This is a genomic window from Streptomyces sp. HNM0645 (genome assembly GCF_030056615.1).
GTDB lineage: Bacteria > Actinomycetota > Actinomycetes > Streptomycetales > Streptomycetaceae > Streptomyces > Streptomyces marianii.
Genome location: NZ_JASHLT010000058.1, coordinates 25,620 through 41,414, shown reverse-complemented (window position 1 = coordinate 41,414; position 15,795 = coordinate 25,620). Strand labels below are relative to the sequence as shown.

Here is a 15,795-nt window from a genome sequence, read left to right as displayed (position 1 = left end):
CGCCGTCGCGGGCACTCCTTCGAGGGACGGGCAGGCAGAAACCGCCCGTGACAACTGCCCGCCCGCTACACTCCCACCGCTCGACGTTCCCCCAGGTCAAGCCACGAAGTACTGCTGGAGTATTAGGAGCCGTGCACGACTTCGGCATGGTCAGTTGAGACAGAGCCTGGCCTCGTGGTGACAGGTCGAGATCTCTGATGAGGCGCAACGTCTGTTCAGCTCCGGACATGCCACAGCCCTCCTGCCCTTAGCCTCGATCTTGCGTGAGGGTCCGCCGACGGTGTTGGTGGACCCTTTCGCTTTCCGGAGCTGATGGTGGGCAGGCCGGCGGCCCGATTGTCGCTTCGGGTGGGCGCCGGGTTCCACTGCTCCGGGTGGGGTGGTGCTGTCGTCGGGATAGGGGGCCTGCTGGTCAGTCGGGGTTGGGCAGGAGAGCGAGCCGTTCGAGGGCGGCGGTGATCTCCCTGGTCCAGGGCCAGTGCCGGGCGAGGCGGAGGGTTCTGCGGCGTCCGGTGGTGACGAGTTGGGCGGCTGCGGAGAACAGACGGAATCGCAGGCGGCGGGGCTCCCAGAGGCGGGCCTTGCCGGTGAGGGCGAGCATGGGCATCCAGGCCAGCAGGTCAAGGGCGATCTGGGCGATCTCGAGCCAGACCTTGTTCTGTGCTGTTGTGTGGAGGGGCAGGTTGCGCAGGCCGGTGGCCCGGATCCGGTCCTCGGCCCTGGCTCGCAGCCGGTGACGGAGCTCGAGTTCGGCGATCGGCCGGTCGGGGGTGTTGGTCGCGAAGCACGTGATCCGCATGCCGTCCGCGTCCGTGATTCTCAACTGGGCGCCAGGGTGGGGCCGTTCCTTTCGGACGATCATTCGCATGCCCTTGGGCCAGCCGTTCAGGAGCTTGCCGGTGAGCTCGGCGACCCAGGCCCCGTCACGGGCCTCGCCGTCGGTTTCGACGGCTGGGGTCCAGGCCGAGGCGGGGACCTTCAGTACGTGTTCGTGGATCGGTTCGGTGATCACCATGCCGACCGAGTAGGACAGCCATCGCCCTCTTCGTGCGAGCCAGGACACGAAGTCGTGGGTGCCGCCCGCGGAGTCGGTGCGGATCAGGGTTTGCCGCCCCCGCCGGTAACGCTTTGGGAGTTGGGCCAGGGCGAGTTGGGCGGTGGTGATGTGGTCGGCTGCCGTGTTGGAGCCCGCGTTTCCCGGCCGCAGGAGGGGCGGCGAGGGGCTCACCGGTTCCGCCCGGCCCGTGGTCGAGGAAGGCCGTCAGTGGGTGATGGCCGTAGGTCTTCTTCCAGGTCGCAGCCGCGTCCTCCTTGTCGGAGTGGGAGATCACGAGGACGCCGTCGAGATCGACTACGACCTGGCCGTCGGCGTCCGGGGCGTTCTCGTCGGCCAACGACCACACCCGGTTGCGGACTTCGGAGCGTGCGGACCGGATGGCCTGCAGGGCTTTCTCGCCGGAGGCGGCGAGGGTGTCGATCAGCCGGGAGATGGTCGGGTCGGAGGCGACCGGGCCGAAGACGGCCGGCTCACACCGCAGCATCGCGATGTCCGCGAGGCAGTCTCCGCTCAGTGCAACTGCCAGGGCGATGTCCAGGAGGGCTTTGCCGGGATCGTGGACGGCCCGCTGCTTCCGCCACGGAGCCAGAGCCTGGGATATGGCCTGGTCAAGACCGGTCTTGCGGACCGTTTCGACGAGCAGGACCGACCCGGCCTGGGAGACGACCTGGCGGCCGTCGTCCTGGACGCGGACACGGGGATAGGACCCGATAGAGTGCTTCACCTTGAAGGTGCCTCTGATTTCGGCAGGAACAAGGACCTCGACAATCCTCATTCTTGCTGTTCAGAGGCACTTTCTGCTTTCCTGACCGCCTGTCGGACAGTCTGCTTCATGAAAGCGCGAGGCTAAGAATGGCCGTCCTTCTACGACCCGAAGGACTCGGGCGCGGTGGAGCTGCTGGAGGACCGGACGTACGGCATGGTCCGTACGGAGGTCCGGTGTGCGCGCTGCGGCTCGCACCTCGGGCACGTCTTCGAGGGAGAGGGCTATCCGACGCCCACGGACCAGCGCTACTGCATCAACTCGATCTCGCTGAGGCTGGAGCCGGACGCGGAGTGACCCCGGGGCTTCCCGTCGGTGATTCCTGATCCCGCTCGGCCGTCCTCCGGATGACGCCGGGCGGGATCGCCGTGTTCTGAGCGGTGTCCTCGGCGGTGTGGCGGTCACGGAGGAGCATGAGCCGGACGCGGGCGGGGAGGCGGGGGCAGCGGGCCGCGTTCCAGCGGACGGAGGAGCCGGGGTCGTCGAGGAGACGGACCGCGCCCAGGCGGCTCAGGCGTGGGTCGCCGGCAGCACGGAAGCGGACCTCGTGGTGCGCAAGTACTGACTTCGGCTCGTCGGGGTGATCCTTCGCGAAGTCGCTGATACGGCCGGGGTGGTGGCCCTGTTCCGTGGTGTGTGAGGTATGCGGATGGAGGCGGGCCGGCCTCGCCGTCGTCGCCCTCGACCGGCTCGAGACGCTCGTGCGCAGCCGCCTCAAGGGCCTCCAGTACCGGCCCGACACCCGCACGGCCTCATGGCCGGCATCGGCCTGACCCTCGACACCCCGGCCTCACCCTGACAGGCAGGGGTCTCACTGGGACCGGTCTGTTCGTCGACGTCCCGACGGGAGGCCGATGAGCTGTCGTCAGGCGTCGCGCCACCACGGGGGTCGGATGGTCTCGTTCTCGTCGGCGGCGCAGTTGACGCCGTGGACGACCTCTGAGTCGGCCAGGTCCCAGCCGACGATGCCGTTGCCCTGCCGGGTCAGCTCCACCAGGCGGGCGCGGTGGGTTCCGCTGCCGGTGTTCACGTCGCACCTCTCGACACTGGTCCAGGAGCGTCCGTCCAGGGCGGCGACGATCGCCACGGAGGGCAGGACGACGACGCCGAGCAGCAGTCCGGCGATCCACAGGGCGTCGGCGGCACGCTGGGGGGCGGTCTCGGCCCGGTTGCCGGTACGGCGGCCCGTGGTGTGCTCACGGCGGCCGGTCTTGTAGTCGACCATCACCCCCACCCGCAGTACGTAGGAGGCCAAGCCGGTGGCCAGGCCCCAGCCCAGGCCGTTGAACGCACCGACCACCACCCCCAGGGCGGCCGGAACCACGGCGGCGGTGGCCGCGGTCACTGCCATGGGGGTGTCCCGGTGTCGGAGGGCGCCGCCCCTGGCTGCGAAGTGGGCGTAGGTGGCGCGCGAGACGACCACGGCCAGCACTGTGGCCAACAGGGCCTCGTTCAGGAACATGCCGATGAGGATGTCGGCCCAGTTGCCCGGCCCCATGGCGATCAGCGCGTCCCTGGCCGCGTCCCCGCCGCCAAGCGTCCAGGCCAGCTTGAGCGCCGGGACCGCGAGCACCACCGCCAGCAGCATCACGTGCCCCGCCCTCTCCCGGTAGTCCCCGGAAGCCCTCTCCTCACTCATGCGACGAGTCTCACGGACCGCCCACCACCGGCAAGGTCCGACACACGCACACACCTACGTCACCCTGACGAGCCGAGGCCGGCAACGACGATTCGCAGGAAAGCGTCCCGGACCAGCGGACCGCATCCCATGGGGTACTGGGTGGTGGCCAGGGCAGGCAGGGGCTTCGTCCGGACAACGCCGCGTGAGCGCACGGGTCCCGGTCTACGACATCGGCATGCTGATCGCGCTGGCCGACCGCGAGGCCAAGGTGGTCGCACTCACGAGCGGTTCAGGAGCGTCACGGAACTCCCTGCAGGGGCCGGCGACGATCCCGCCGAGATCGAGGCCGCGATCCGCCGTGCGGGTGACGAGATCTGCCGCGCCTACGGCGACAACGATTTCGGCATGGACCGGCTGAACCGGGCCGAGCGGGCCGAGGCCGGCATCGGCGAGATCTCCAAGCGCCAGTACAACAAGCGGTTCCGGCTGTTGCGGAGGATGGAGGCCAAGCTCGCCAGGGTCGTTCACGAGCAGCGCCGCCGTGCGGTCACGATGACCGGCAAGGGCGCGTTCGCGCACACCCTGCCGTACGACCTGTTCGCCGCCGACCCCGACACCGCGGCGTTCGTCGCCTACCTCACCGCCCGAGCCCATATGCGCAGCGTCTTCACGAACGGCAGGCAGCGGCGTCCGTACGACGAAGTCGCCGACGCTCTGTTCCAGCGGCTGCGGGCCGAACCCGGGCGGACGAACTGGTACGCGGTCGCGCACGTGCACCCCACGGCCGAGGTGCTCGGGCACGTGTCCGACGCGGACCTCGCCCGCCTGTTGGTGCGCTGGAACCGGTTCCTGCGCGAGGTGGCCGAGTTGCTGGAGGACGCCTGGAACCGCTGCCGGCTGGAACGGCACACCATGATCGTGCGGTCGGGGAACGACTCGTCGACGTGGAACCAGGCCGCGCAGGCCTGGAGCACCGCCCGGGCGCACTGGTTCGCGCTCCTCACCGAACTCGGCGAGGAGCGGATCCTGGACCGGGTCTGCCCGGGCAAGGTGCCCCGTCTGATGGCCGCGGACGTGGCCTACTGGCACCGCAGGAGCGGCGGCGGACTGCATCCCGACACCTTTGTCTGGGCCGAACTTCCCCTTCCCTGGGAGGTTCTGAGGGGCGAGGCCGAGTGCCCGCGCTCGCTGGTCGAGGAGGTCTGCGCGCGCCACGGGGTCGATCCGGTGGCGGGCGGCTGGACCGCGCAGCGGCCCGCTCCCCAGGCCGTCCGCTTCAGCCGCACCCCGGAGCTGGTGCACGGCGTGGCCGTCGGCGATCCGCTGATGGCGAGCGCGCTGCGATCCGCCGGGGTGTTCTCGGGCAAGGGGAAGCGCGCCGCCGCACAGGAGTGGCTGTGACCGGCCCGGGGAGGGCGTGACCGGACGTGTTTCCGTGTACCCGACGCGGAAACGCAGCGACGGAGCCGGTACGGCCGCGCCGCGGAACGGCGGTGAGGCGCAGGGCACTCGGCCCAGCAACCGCCGTGTCCCGCCGTTGGTTGCCGTAGGTCGGCGCAAGCCCTCGGAAAAGGAGTTGCCCACGGCGCATCGGCGGACGAGGATCGGGCGCGGCGGCGAGGAAGCTCTGTGGAGGAGCGCCCGGCTCGCTCTCCGGGTGGACGTAGGTTCGAATCCTGCCCTCGCCGCCGCTCCTCTCTCCCCGAGGACGCCGTGAGCGGACCGGTGCCCGCCCCCGCCGCCGGCGGAATCGCCCGGTGTCAGTCCGCGGACCGCGCGGTCCCCGCGTCCAGCGCCGCACACAGCCAGTCGTGGGCGGAGCCCGGGTTCGGTTCGGGCGGGGCGCCGGGCGGGGTGGACAGTTCGGCCGTCAGCTGCCAGTACACGTCGATACGGGGGTCCGCGGCCAGCTGGCGGCCCAGGAGCCGGCGGAACGCCGGGGTGTCGCGCGTGCCGCGTGACATGGCATAGACCGAGACGAAGCAGTCGAGGGCCTCGCCCACCCGGGGCGGCCGCCCAGCCCGCAGTTCGGCCGACGCCAGCGCGTACGCCTCGCCGAGACCGTCGTACAGCACGGCGGGACGGTAGCCCCGGTCGGGCAGGTGGACGGCGGGCTGCGGCCGGACGGAACCGGAGCAGCTCCCGGACACCAGCGCGTGCATGCGGGCGAAGGCCCACACCTGGGCGGGCGTCGGGTCGTCGGGAAGGTGCGGCACGGCCTGGTCGAGGAACGCGGAGACCACCCGGGCCGGCAGCCGCGGCGGCAGCCAGTACCGCCAGAACCGCGCCATCGACGCCGTGCCGGGTGGCACGGACAGCGCGCCGATCAGCCGCAGCCGCTCCGCGCGCTCGCCGGAGTCGCAGTCACGCAGCAGCCGCAGGGACGCCTCCCGCCAGCGCAGGGCGGCCAGTTGGGGTCCGAGCACCTGCAACCGCCCCGTGATCACGTCCTCCAGGACATCGTCCGGCGCGTCGCCGTCCTGGCCCTCCAGGACCCGGCCCACCTCGGACACCGGCAGGTCGAGCGCGCGCAGCGAGCGGATCAGCCGCAGCCGGTCGAGCGCTTCGGGGCCGTACCGGCGGTGCCCGCCCGCACTGCGGCCGGACTCGGGGAGCAGGCCGTGGTCCGAGTAGAAGCGGACCGTCTTGACCGTGACGCCCGCACGCTCCGCGAGCTCCCCGATGGTCAACGTGGCGTCCGGCGACAAGGCTTGAACCTCCCTCAGGGGGAGTTCCTACGGTACCCGGACCGGCCGGCCCACGGGGGGCCGGCCGTGCGGAACGTACCCTGGCCGAGGAGGCGTGATGACGGCGTTCGTGCTGGTGTCGGGAGGCCACACCGGAGGATGGGTCTGGCGGGAAGTGGTTGCCGGGCTGCGGGAGTCGGGAGCCGGGGCTCACCCGGCGACCCTGACGGGGATGGGCGACCGGCGCCATCTCTCCGGTCCCGGAACGGACATGGACAGCCATGTCGAGGACCTGGTGCAGCTCATCGACCACGTCGACGAGCCGGAGGTCGTCCTCGTCGGCCACTGCTACGGCATCTACCCGGCGCTCGGTGCCGCCGGCCGGCGCCTGGACCGGACAGCCGGGATCGTCTACGTGGACGCGCCCCTGCCCCGCGACGGGCTGTCCGTGCTGGACCAGGTACGCGAGCAGATGCCGGACGGCCCCGTCCGCGACCGGATGCTGGGGCAGCCCGCCCGGGCCGAGGACGGCTGGCGGGTGCCCGCGCCCACGCCGGACGAGTGGCGGCAGTGGGGAAACCTCGCGGGTGTGCCCGAGCACGGGATCGCCCGCCTGGCCCGCCTCGCCGCACCCCAGCCGGTGGGCACCCTCACCGAACCGGTCCGGTTCACGGACGCGGTCGGCGGGCTGCCCATGACGGGCGTCTTCTGCACGGTCGGCGGCACGATGGACATCGGCGGCGTCGAAGCCCTGGTGGCGACGGGGAACCCGCTCTTCCGGCAGCTCGCGGAAACGCGCTGGGGGTTCTTCGAACTCGCCACCGGGCACTGGCCGATGCTGTCCGCGCCGGACGAACTGGTGTCGGTCCTGCTGCGCGCCGCGGTGGGGGAGGGGCACCGGTTGGCGAGGACCGAGGGCGGCCGTGACGGTGCCCCCACGGTGTGACGCCACGGTGCGGTGGGGTGCGGTGGGGTGCGTCCAAGGGCCGCTCCGCGGCACGATGGGCCGTGTCCCGGCCCCGGGCGTTCCCCCGTACCACCCCGGGGCGGTACGGGACGCCCGGCTTGAGGACTCCGGGGCCGGGCCCGCCGTGAGGCCCTGCCGGTGGTGCCGCAGAGGAGGAACGCGGCCGACGCGCCCGGCCGGACGCCCGCGGATTATCTCCGTGGACAGCGCGCCCGGCAACGACATATGTTCCGCGAACGGCCGCTGACCTGGGCGGACGCTTCTGTTCCCGTGGGGGGCCTTCTCGTGTCCGTCGACTCCGTCAGCGTCCCGCCGACCGGCCGGACGGGTGTGCGTTCGCTCAGGGGCCTCGGTGCCGCCGTGATCGCGCTCCTCGGCCTCGTGATCGCGGCCGATGTCTTCTCCGTCGTCGTCGGCGTGAGGATGTACGCCCTCTGGGGCGCGGGGCCGGTCGGCTTCGAGGTGTACGACCGCTGGGAGAGCCTCTACCGGTGGTCCGATGTGGCCACGATGAACACCTTCGTGGCCTGTGGCGTCGTCTTCATCCTCTGGTTCCGCCGCGCGCGGATCAACGCCGAGGCGTTCGCCCCTGACGAGCACGGACTGGTGCGCGGCTGGGCGGTGTGGGGCTGGATCGTGCCGGTCGTGAACCTGTGGATCCCGCGCCGGGTCGCCCTCGACATCTGGTCGGCGAGCACCCCGGGCGCCCATCTCGGCCCGGCGCCCCGGCAGTCGAGCGGACTCGTCAACGCCTGGTGGACGCTCTGGGTCGTGAGCACCGTCCCTACGGCCCTGGCGACATGGATCCACGCCAAGGCCGAGGGGCCGGCCGAGACGCGGCAGGCGATAGCCCTGACGATGCTCTCCGTGCTGCTCGACATCGCCGCCGCCGTGCTGGCCGTCCTCGTCGTCCGGCGTCTCACGGCCATGCAGCACCGCAAGGCGCTGGAGGCCACACCGGTGCCGTAGGCGTCAACCCCGGGCGGCGTACCTGACGAAGTCCGTCCAGGCGGTGGGGGAGAGGGCGAGCCGGGGGCCCTGCGTGGCCTTGGAGTCGCGGACGTGGACGGTGGTGGGGCAGGCGGCGACCTCGACGCAGTCGCCCGAACCGCTGCTGCTGTACGAGGACTTGTGCCAGGGGAGCGCGACCTCCACGCAGTCGTCGCCGGAGCCGCTGCTGTAGCTGCTCTTGAACCAGGCCAGTTCCGCCGTGCCGCTCATCATGCTCCTCGCATCCGCCGCAACAGGCTCAGTGAGTCCTCCAGGGTGAGAGCCTGTGAGCGCATCCTGGCATACCGCATCTGGAGCATGCTGACCACTTTCGCGTCGGAGACGAACTGGCCGCTCTCCTGCCCCTCGCAGTAGCCGAACCACTTGTTGTCGGGGGTCTCCAGCAGCTGCATCGGACCGCCGAGCCCCGCATGGCTCTCCCGCACCAGCGGCATGATCTGGAGCTCGATGTTCCGCTGTTCGGCCAGATCGAGGATGTGGTCGACCAGCTCGCGGGTCACCGCCGCGCCGCCCGTCCGCCGAAGGAACAGGTGCGCGTACGCCTCCGTCTGCAACAGGCCCGGAATCAACCGGCATTCATACGTGTAGAGACTGCTCGCCACCGCCTCCAGCCGCGCCCACCTCCGGAACCACGCCGCCAGCCCCGGCCGCCGCGAGAGGTGCCGCGCGGCCCGCCGCAGCGCCCCCGTGTTCCCGAGCGCCGCCTCCGCCCGCTCCACGAAGTCGTCGTCCGGCATCCGGCGGCCCAGTTCGATCGAGGCCACCGTGTGCTTGGAGTACCCCACGAGCGGGGCGAAGTCGCCGCGGCTGAGGCCCGCGTGCTCGCGTAATGCCTGGACCACCGCCCCGAACGTCCTCAGACTGTCCGAGGCTTCCGGCTCCGTCGCGTGCGTAGCGGCTCCGCCGGTGTCCGTCATCGCCATCGGACCATGGTCACGGATGGTGACGCGTACCGTCCACCCGGAGTGCGCGTACGCTGACGGGGCGTACACGGCTCCCCTCTGGAGAAACCCCTGGTAAGGCCTTCAGATTGGGGTTCATGACCGCACCGGCCACCCCACCGACCGCCACCGCCGCGCCCCGACCGCCCGTCACCGTACGTGTGTTCACGCAGCGCTTCAGCTCCATACCGCGCGGCGCCCGGCTCGCCCGGCACCTCGCGCTCCACCAGCTCCACTCCTGGGGCGTTCCACACGGGACGGAGGTGTCCGAGACCGCGGCCGTGCTGGTCGCCGAACTGGCGGCGAACGCGGTGACCCACGGCCGCGTACCGGGGCGGGACTTCGAGCTGAGGCTCGCCCTCGACGCGGGGACGCTCACCGTCGACGTGTCGGACACGCGGGGCGAGCGCCGCCCGCCCCGGCCCGGAGCGATCTGCCTCCCGGCCGACCCGGCCGGTGACGCCGAGACCGGCCGGGGCCTGGTGCTCGTCGCGGCGCTCGCCGACCGGTGGTCGGTCCTCGACCGCGTGCCGGTCGGGAAGACCGTGCGCGCCGAACTCGACCTGCCGCGGTGAGCGTTCCGCGCCGAACTCGACCTGCCCCGGTGAGCGCCCGGAGCGCCCGCCGGCGCGGTTTACGCGGGCTGCAGCAGGTCCCAGCGGTTGCCGTACAGGTCCTCGAAGACGGCGACCGAACCGTACGGCTCGTGGCGGGGCTCCTCCAGGAAGCGGACGCCCGCCGCCGTCATCCGGGCGTGGTCGCGGGCGAAGTCGTCGGTGTGGAGGAAGAAGCCGACCCGGCCGCCGGTCTGCGCGCCGACGCTCGCCGACTGCTCGTCGCCCTTCGCCCTCGCCAGCAGCAGGTCCGTGCCGCCCGTTTCGCCACCCGGCCGGACCACGACCCAGCGCGAACCGTCGCCCCGGTCGGTGTCCTCGACGACGGTGAAGCCGAGGGCGTCCCGGTAGAAGGCGATGGCCTCGTCGTAGTCACGGACGACGAGCGTGACGAGGGCGATGCGGGGCAGCGGTGTGGTGGACACGGGGTCGGAACTCCTTGCTCGGGGGCGCCCCAGTATCACCGGCGCTGTGCACAATGCCTCGCATGGACCCGTCGACCGAGCAGCTCACCGACCGTGCCCGCGGCCTCGCCCACCCGGGTGGACGGCACCTCCTCGGCATCGCCGGGCCGCCGGGGGCGGGCAAGTCGACGCTCGCCGCGGAGCTCGTGTCGCGACTGGGCCCGGAGCGTGCCGTGCTCGTCCCCATGGACGGTTTCCATCTCGCCGGGGCCGAGCTGGAGCGGCTCGGCAGGGCAGGGCGCAAGGGCGCCCCGGACACCTTCGACGCCGCCGGGTACGCGGCGCTGCTGACCCGGCTCCGCAGCCCCGAGGCCGGTACGGCGGTGTACGCGCCTGCCTTCGACCGGACACTGGAGGAGCCGGTCGCGGGCAGCATCCCGGTCGCTCCGGACGTCCCGCTCGTCGTCACCGAGGGCAACTACCTGCTGTACGACGACGGGCCCTGGTCGCGGATCCGTGCGCTGCTCGACGAGGTCTGGTACCTGGAACTGCCCGACGTGGTACGGGTGCCCCGGCTCGTCGACCGGCACGTCCGCTTCGGCAAGGACCGCGCGTACGCCGAACGCTGGGTCCGCGACTCCGACGAGCTCAACGCCCGGCTGGTGGCGCGCGGCCGGCACCGCGCCCATCTGACGGTGCTGATGGGGACTGGGAGCTGATGGGGACCGGTGTCTTAGTCGCCCCGCTGCCGTGCGCGCGCCCCTGCTCAGCGGCAGAGCGCGTCGATGTCGTCGGAGAACGTGGGGAATTCGGCGCCGGCCTCGTCGATGATCTGCCCCGCGGGCCGGCGCGGGGTGGTCGCGTACCGCTCGGCGAGGGCGGCCAGCTCCGGGTCGGCGTTCGAGCGTGCCTCGCGCTCCCCGAACTCGACGGCCTCCAAGGGGCCTATACCGTCGGCCAGCACCCAGAGGAAGTCCGACAGGTTCCCTGCCACGATGCCGCGCTCGCCCTCCGAACCCATGAACACCACGGGCTGTTCGGCCAGGGGCCGGCCGGGGCGGGCGAACCATATGGCGGCGAGGCCGCCGGAACCGTCCTGGCCGAAGAGCCGGAAGGCGCCGCCGTCCAGTTCGTGGTTGCCGGTCCAGTGGCGCAGCCAGTCGGTCGTCCTCTCCGCGGAGTCGAAGGCGTCGTACGGCTCGAAGTCGACGCCGTCGCCGTCCTCTCCGTACACGAACTCCAACCTGGCCACCTCGGCCAGGGCAGGTGGGAAGGCGCGGTCGTCAACGGTCGTCTCGGTCATGCGTGAACCGTAACCGGCCCCACTGACACAGCCGTCCGTGCCCGGCAGCTATGCGCCGAGGCTGCCCATCGCGCGTCCGATGAGCGCGTCGTACGCCCGGTCGGTCAGGACGCGGCGGATCAGGATCAGCGGCTTGGCGCCCATGCCAACCGCGTAACGGGTCCTGGGGCGGCGGCTGGTGGCGGCCCGGCCGATGGCGCGGGCGACGACCGAAGGAGAGGAGGACCGGCGCGCGTTGCTCTCCGACTCCAGCGCCCCGGCCATCGACTCGATCTGCGTGGCGTACGCGCTGTCGCCGCCCACCTTGCGGAGCCTGTCGGCCGCGATTCCGCTCCACTCGGTGCGGATGGCGCCCGGCTCGACGACGACCACGTCGATACCGAAGGGCCTGACCTCCATGCGGAGCGAGTCGCTGAAGCCTTCGAGGGCGAACTTCGTGCCGTGGTACCAGGCGCCCAGCGGGGTGTGGATCTTGCCGCCCATCGAGGTGATGTTGATGATGCGGCCGCTGCGGTGGGAGCGCATGTGCGGCAGGACGAGCTGGGTCAGCCGGGCCGCGCCGAAGACGTTGACCTCGAACTGGTACCGGGCCTCGTCCAGGGCCACGTCCTCCACCGGGCCGTACGAGCCGTACCCGGCGTTGTTCACCAGGACGTCGATCCGGCCGGTCTCGGCGACGATCCGGTCGACACCGGCGCGCAGCGAGTCCTCGTCGGTGACGTCCATGGCGATCGTGCGGATCCCGCGCTCCGCCAGGACGGACATCCGCTCGACGCGACGGGCGGCGCCGTAGACGGTGAACCCGCGGGCGTGCAGTTCCAGGGCGGCGGCTTCGCCGATCCCGGACGAGGCTCCGGTGACCAGGGCGACCTTGTTCGACATGAGGGGTCCTCCGATGGGGGCGGCAATAATATGAACCATGGCTCACAATCATCATGAGCGCTGGTTCATGTTTGTGCAAGCGGAGTGGCCGTGATCCTGAACTAGAATTCACGTTCTTGCCGCGGGCCCGGTGCCGAGCTCCGGCGCGACACGACAGCACGACGGACCGTCCCCTGGCGGAGTTGGAGGACCGATGGCCGCTTCCCGGCCGCTGCGCGCGGACGCCGTCCGTAACCGGACGAAGATCCAGGCCGCCGCCCGCGAGCAGATCACCCTCCACGGGCCCGACGTCCCGATGGACGCCATCGCCGAGGCGGCGGGAGTGGCCGTGGGCACGCTCTACCGTCATTTCCCGACCAAGACGGACCTGGTGGGGGCCGTCATCGCCGAGCACAGCGAGATCATCACCGGCGAGATCGAAGCCGCGGCGGCGCGGGTCGGGGAGGGCTCCCGGGCGATGGCGGAGATCACCCGCCTGGCCGAACGCACGGTCGAGGCCTCGGCCCGGGACCGCAGCGTCAAGGCGGCGGCCCAGACCCTGGGCGCCGCACACTGGACCGAGCAGCAGGAGGAGCGGTTCAGGGGCGCCATGGAGCGGATCATCGCCGCCGCCGTGTCCGACGGGGACCTCCACCCCGACGTCACCGTCGACGACTTCCTGATGCTCATCCTCACCGCCCCCACCGACCAGGAGCCCGCCGTGCGGGAACGCTGGCTCACCCTCTTCCTGGCCGGGTTCACCGTCCGCGCGCGCGAGGGGGACGCAGGGGCCTGACCGCCGTACACCTTCGTCGGAGCCCGGCCCGGGGGCGCCTGCTCGGGGACACCCCCGAGGCCGTCCTGCGGCACCCGGCAGGCATGCGGCCCCGCGGCTCCGAGGGGCGCGCGGGCGCCGCCCGGCCCTGGCAGGCGGGGCCCGTGGTGCGGTCGGTACGCTCGAAACTGAGCACACCCGGAGGAAAACCGAGCACACCCAACACCCGAGCAATCAGGATCCGATCCGACACAGGATGAGCGGGGGCCGACGTGGGGCTGTTCCGGCGAGGGCCGAAGCGGGACGGGGACGACGCGCCCCGGGACGCGGAGTTCGCCTTCTTCTCGGTGGCGGAGGGCTCACGCTTCCGCGGCCAGGTCCGGGAGGCGTTCGCCGAGCGCGGCCTGGAGGTCACCGTCTACTCCGACGTCGTCACCGACAGCGCCGGACGCCAGTTCGGGCTCGGCAACCTCGCCGCGGTCTGCCACAACGACGAGCGGGGCCCCCGCGTCTGGCCCAAGGTCATCCGCGGTCACGTCGGCATGGTGCTGCGCACCATGGACGCGCCGTCCGCGCTCGACACCCTGCCGCCCGATCAGATCCGGTCCCAGCTGTACCCGCGGGTGATCGGCTCCGAGGGCCTGGACGGGGAGACGTTCCGCTACGCCCGCGCGCTCGCGCCGGGGCTGAGCGAGGTGCTCGCGCTCGACCTGCCCGAGAGCGTGATGATCCTGACCGACGACGCCCTCGAGCCGCTCGGGGACGTGCCGGTGCTGCGCGAGCGTGCGATGGCCAATCTGCGCGACCTCCCCGTGGAGGGCCACGAGACCATCAAGGACGCCGGGGGAATGCGCCTGGAGGTGGTGGTCGGCGACTCCTTCTACACGGCCAGCCGCGTCCTCGTGCTGGACGCGCTCGTCCGCCAGGTCACCGGGCAGCAGATCACCGAGGACGGCGCGCTGGTCGCACTGCCGTTCCGGCACCAGATCGCCTTCCACGTCATCCGCGACGCCGGTGTCATCCCCTCCCTGAACGCGCTGGCCGCCTTCGCCGCGTCCGGGTACGCCGACACGCCGGGGGCGATCACCCCGTACGTCTACTGGTGGCGGGCCGGGACGCTGACCCAGCTCAGCGACCGTGACGAGGGCGGCGAGGGGCTGAGGATCGTGGTCGGCGAGGACTTCCAGGACATGCTGCAGCGTCTCCTGGCACGGCATACCGGCGACGACTGACACCGACCGACCGGCCGACCCGGCCCGGCCCGTGTACCGCGATCGGGCCGCTCCGAGGGCCACCGGCCCGGCGAACCGGGGAGGCGGGCCCGGCGAGGACACCGGCCCGCCCGACCCGGGAACCCCGGCCCGACCCGGAAGCTCCGTCCCGGCGAGGACGCCGACGCGCCTGACCCGGGAACCCCGGCCCGGTACGGGGCCGCGACCCGACCGGGGACGAGCACCGAACGCAGGAGGAGAGCCCATGCCCAGCACCGCAGAGTCCGCGACGCCGGCGCCCTTCACCGCCGACGACTACCGGGCGCGGATGGCCCGGGCCGCCCGGTCCGCCGCCGAGGCCGGGCTGTCCGGTCTCCTCGTGGCCCCCGGCCCGGACCTGGTCCACCTCACCGGCTACCAGCCCGTGCCGACCGAGCGGCTGACCTTCCTGGTCCTCGTCGAGGGCCAGGACCCGGTGCTGGTCGTGCCGACCCTGGAAGCCCCGGACGCGGCGAGCGCGGCCGGAGGGGACGTGCTCAGGCTGCGCGACTGGACCGACGGCAAGGACCCGTACGCGGTCACCGCCGCACTGCTCGAAGGCCGCGGCCGCTACGGGATCAGCGACAACGCCTGGGCCATGCACCTGCTCGGCATGCAGCGCGAACTGCCCGGCACGACGTACACCTCGCTCACCCGGGCCCTGCCCATGCTGCGCGCCGTCAAGGACGAGCGGGAGCTGGCCCGGCTGGCGGCGGCCGGGGCCGCCGCCGACGAGACGTACCGCGAGATCCTCAAGGTGCGCTTCTCCGGCCGCAGGGAGACCGACGTGGCCGCCGACCTCGCCGGACTGCTGCTGCGTTTCGGGCACTCGCAGGTGGACTTCACCGTCGTCGGATCGGGCCCGAACGGGGCCAACCCGCACCATGAGGCCGGTGAACGCACGATCGAGGAAGGCGACATGGTCGTCCTCGACTTCGGCGGGCTCAAGCACGGCTACGGCTCCGACACCAGCCGGACCGTCCACGTCGGGGAGCCGACCGAGGAGGAGCGGCGGGTCCACGACATCGTGCGCGAGGCGCAGCAGGCCGGTTACGAGGCGGTCCGGCCGGGTGCCACCTGCCAGGACGTCGACCGGGCGGCGCGCGCGGTGATCGACGACGCCGGCTACGGGGCGTACTTCGTCCACCGCACCGGCCACGGGATCGGCGTCACCACGCACGAGCCGCCGTACATGATCGAGGGGGAGGAGCAGCCGCTGGTCCCGGGGATGTGCTTCTCCGTGGAGCCGGGCATCTACCTCCCCGGCCGCTTCGGGGTGCGGATCGAGGACATCGTGACGGTCACGGAGACGGGCGGCCGGCGGCTGAACAACACACCGCGCGAGCTGGCGATCGTCGAGTAGGACCCCGGGGCGGGAGGCATGCCGGCGTGTTGGGCGGCGTGCCGGGTCGGGGCCGTGTCGTGCGTCCCGCCGTGGGCCCGCCCGGTGGCATGTCACGCGTCCCGGCCGTGTACGCCCGGGTGACATGGCGCATGTCCTCGGCCTGCCGGGTCCGGAGGCATGTCCACGTGTCCCGGCG

16 protein-coding genes, 1 tRNA gene and 3 pseudogenes are annotated in these 15,795 nt (G+C 72.1%); 12 read left to right on the top strand and 8 right to left on the bottom strand.

What is annotated here, in order from left to right:
- Positions 1 to 412 precede the first annotated feature (412 nt).
- Positions 413 to 1,781: pseudogene (locus QMZ92_RS31005) on the bottom strand (IS1380 family transposase).
- A 129-nt stretch (positions 1,782 to 1,910) separates the two neighbouring features.
- On the opposite strand from QMZ92_RS31005, the pseudogene QMZ92_RS31000 reads away from it, so the two are divergent.
- The 3 genes and pseudogenes from QMZ92_RS31000 to QMZ92_RS30990 form a co-directional block, all read left to right on the top strand.
- Positions 1,911 to 2,117, top strand: a pseudogene (locus tag QMZ92_RS31000) (peptide-methionine (R)-S-oxide reductase); the annotation flags it as partial.
- 97 nt (positions 2,118 to 2,214) lie between these two features.
- A complete protein-coding gene (locus QMZ92_RS30995) occupies positions 2,215 to 2,385 on the top strand; it encodes a hypothetical protein (RefSeq protein ID WP_283300891.1) in 171 nt (56 codons plus the stop codon).
- Positions 2,386 to 2,476: 91 nt separating this feature from the next.
- Positions 2,477 to 2,619, top strand: a pseudogene (locus tag QMZ92_RS30990) (IS630 family transposase); the annotation flags it as partial.
- A gap of 66 nt (positions 2,620 to 2,685) precedes the next feature.
- Here QMZ92_RS30990 and QMZ92_RS30985 read toward each other — a convergent pair.
- Complete coding sequence (locus QMZ92_RS30985) at positions 2,686 to 3,459, bottom strand: hypothetical protein (RefSeq protein WP_283300889.1); 774 nt, start codon at positions 3,457 to 3,459, stop codon at positions 2,686 to 2,688.
- Positions 3,460 to 3,846: 387 nt separating this feature from the next.
- Here QMZ92_RS30985 and QMZ92_RS30980 point away from each other — a divergent pair, with 387 nt between their 5' ends.
- Together QMZ92_RS30980 and QMZ92_RS30975 are read left to right on the top strand one after the other, a co-directional pair.
- Positions 3,847 to 4,842 carry a hypothetical protein gene (locus QMZ92_RS30980; RefSeq protein WP_283300887.1) on the top strand — a complete coding sequence of 332 codons (996 nt, stop codon included), beginning with the start codon at positions 3,847 to 3,849 and terminating at the stop codon, positions 4,840 to 4,842.
- Between the two features lie 214 nt (positions 4,843 to 5,056).
- Positions 5,057 to 5,129: transfer RNA gene (locus QMZ92_RS30975), tRNA-OTHER, on the top strand.
- 72 nt (positions 5,130 to 5,201) lie between these two features.
- Here QMZ92_RS30975 and QMZ92_RS30970 read toward each other — a convergent pair.
- Complete coding sequence (locus QMZ92_RS30970; RefSeq protein ID WP_283300886.1) at positions 5,202 to 6,149, bottom strand: MerR family transcriptional regulator; 948 nt, start codon at positions 6,147 to 6,149, stop codon at positions 5,202 to 5,204.
- Positions 6,150 to 6,246: 97 nt separating this feature from the next.
- Here QMZ92_RS30970 and QMZ92_RS30965 point away from each other — a divergent pair, with 97 nt between their 5' ends.
- Positions 6,247 to 7,074, top strand: coding sequence for an alpha/beta fold hydrolase (locus tag QMZ92_RS30965; protein ID WP_283300885.1), 828 nt, complete (start codon positions 6,247 to 6,249; stop codon positions 7,072 to 7,074).
- 306 nt (positions 7,075 to 7,380) lie between these two features.
- Positions 7,381 to 8,064 carry a DUF4328 domain-containing protein gene (locus QMZ92_RS30960; protein WP_283300884.1) on the top strand — a complete coding sequence of 228 codons (684 nt, stop codon included), beginning with the start codon at positions 7,381 to 7,383 and terminating at the stop codon, positions 8,062 to 8,064.
- A gap of 3 nt (positions 8,065 to 8,067) precedes the next feature.
- On the opposite strand, the gene QMZ92_RS30955 is transcribed toward QMZ92_RS30960, so the two are convergent.
- Both QMZ92_RS30955 and QMZ92_RS30950 read right to left on the bottom strand, forming a co-directional pair.
- On the bottom strand, positions 8,068 to 8,316 hold the full coding sequence (locus QMZ92_RS30955; RefSeq protein WP_283300883.1) for a DUF397 domain-containing protein: 249 nt from the start codon (positions 8,314 to 8,316) through the stop codon (positions 8,068 to 8,070).
- Positions 8,316 to 9,029 carry a helix-turn-helix domain-containing protein gene (locus tag QMZ92_RS30950; protein ID WP_283300882.1) on the bottom strand — a complete coding sequence of 238 codons (714 nt, stop codon included), beginning with the start codon at positions 9,027 to 9,029 and terminating at the stop codon, positions 8,316 to 8,318. Before QMZ92_RS30950 ends, QMZ92_RS30955 begins: the two co-directional genes overlap by 1 nt.
- Before the next feature lie 116 nt (positions 9,030 to 9,145).
- Between QMZ92_RS30950 and QMZ92_RS30945 the strand changes: the two genes are divergently transcribed.
- Complete coding sequence (locus QMZ92_RS30945) at positions 9,146 to 9,622, top strand: ATP-binding protein (RefSeq protein ID WP_283300881.1); 477 nt, start codon at positions 9,146 to 9,148, stop codon at positions 9,620 to 9,622.
- A 59-nt stretch (positions 9,623 to 9,681) separates the two neighbouring features.
- Here QMZ92_RS30945 and QMZ92_RS30940 read toward each other — a convergent pair whose 3' ends face one another.
- Positions 9,682 to 10,071, bottom strand: a complete 390-nt coding sequence (locus QMZ92_RS30940; RefSeq protein WP_283300893.1) for a VOC family protein — start codon at positions 10,069 to 10,071, stop codon at positions 9,682 to 9,684.
- 77 nt (positions 10,072 to 10,148) lie between these two features.
- On the opposite strand from QMZ92_RS30940, the gene QMZ92_RS30935 reads away from it, so the two are divergent.
- Entirely contained in the window at positions 10,149 to 10,784 is a 636-nt protein-coding gene (locus QMZ92_RS30935) for a nucleoside/nucleotide kinase family protein (protein ID WP_283300880.1), read from the top strand.
- A gap of 47 nt (positions 10,785 to 10,831) precedes the next feature.
- Here QMZ92_RS30935 and QMZ92_RS30930 read toward each other — a convergent pair whose 3' ends face one another.
- Entirely contained in the window at positions 10,832 to 11,368 is a 537-nt protein-coding gene (locus QMZ92_RS30930; protein ID WP_283300879.1) for an SMI1/KNR4 family protein, read from the bottom strand.
- A gap of 48 nt (positions 11,369 to 11,416) precedes the next feature.
- Positions 11,417 to 12,250: an oxidoreductase gene (locus QMZ92_RS30925; RefSeq protein WP_283300878.1), complete on the bottom strand. Its 834-nt coding sequence runs from the start codon at positions 12,248 to 12,250 to the stop codon at positions 11,417 to 11,419.
- Positions 12,251 to 12,443: 193 nt separating this feature from the next.
- Here QMZ92_RS30925 and QMZ92_RS30920 point away from each other — a divergent pair, with 193 nt between their 5' ends.
- The 3 genes from QMZ92_RS30920 to QMZ92_RS30910 all read left to right on the top strand — a co-directional run bounded on the left by QMZ92_RS30920 (position 12,444) and on the right by QMZ92_RS30910 (position 15,617).
- Entirely contained in the window at positions 12,444 to 13,025 is a 582-nt protein-coding gene (locus QMZ92_RS30920; RefSeq protein ID WP_283300877.1) for a TetR/AcrR family transcriptional regulator, read from the top strand.
- Between the two features lie 251 nt (positions 13,026 to 13,276).
- Positions 13,277 to 14,236: a DUF1444 domain-containing protein gene (locus QMZ92_RS30915; protein ID WP_283300876.1), complete on the top strand. Its 960-nt coding sequence runs from the start codon at positions 13,277 to 13,279 to the stop codon at positions 14,234 to 14,236.
- 244 nt (positions 14,237 to 14,480) lie between these two features.
- Positions 14,481 to 15,617 carry an aminopeptidase P family protein gene (locus tag QMZ92_RS30910; RefSeq protein ID WP_283300875.1) on the top strand — a complete coding sequence of 379 codons (1,137 nt, stop codon included), beginning with the start codon at positions 14,481 to 14,483 and terminating at the stop codon, positions 15,615 to 15,617.
- The last annotated feature ends 178 nt before the right edge of the window (positions 15,618 to 15,795 follow it).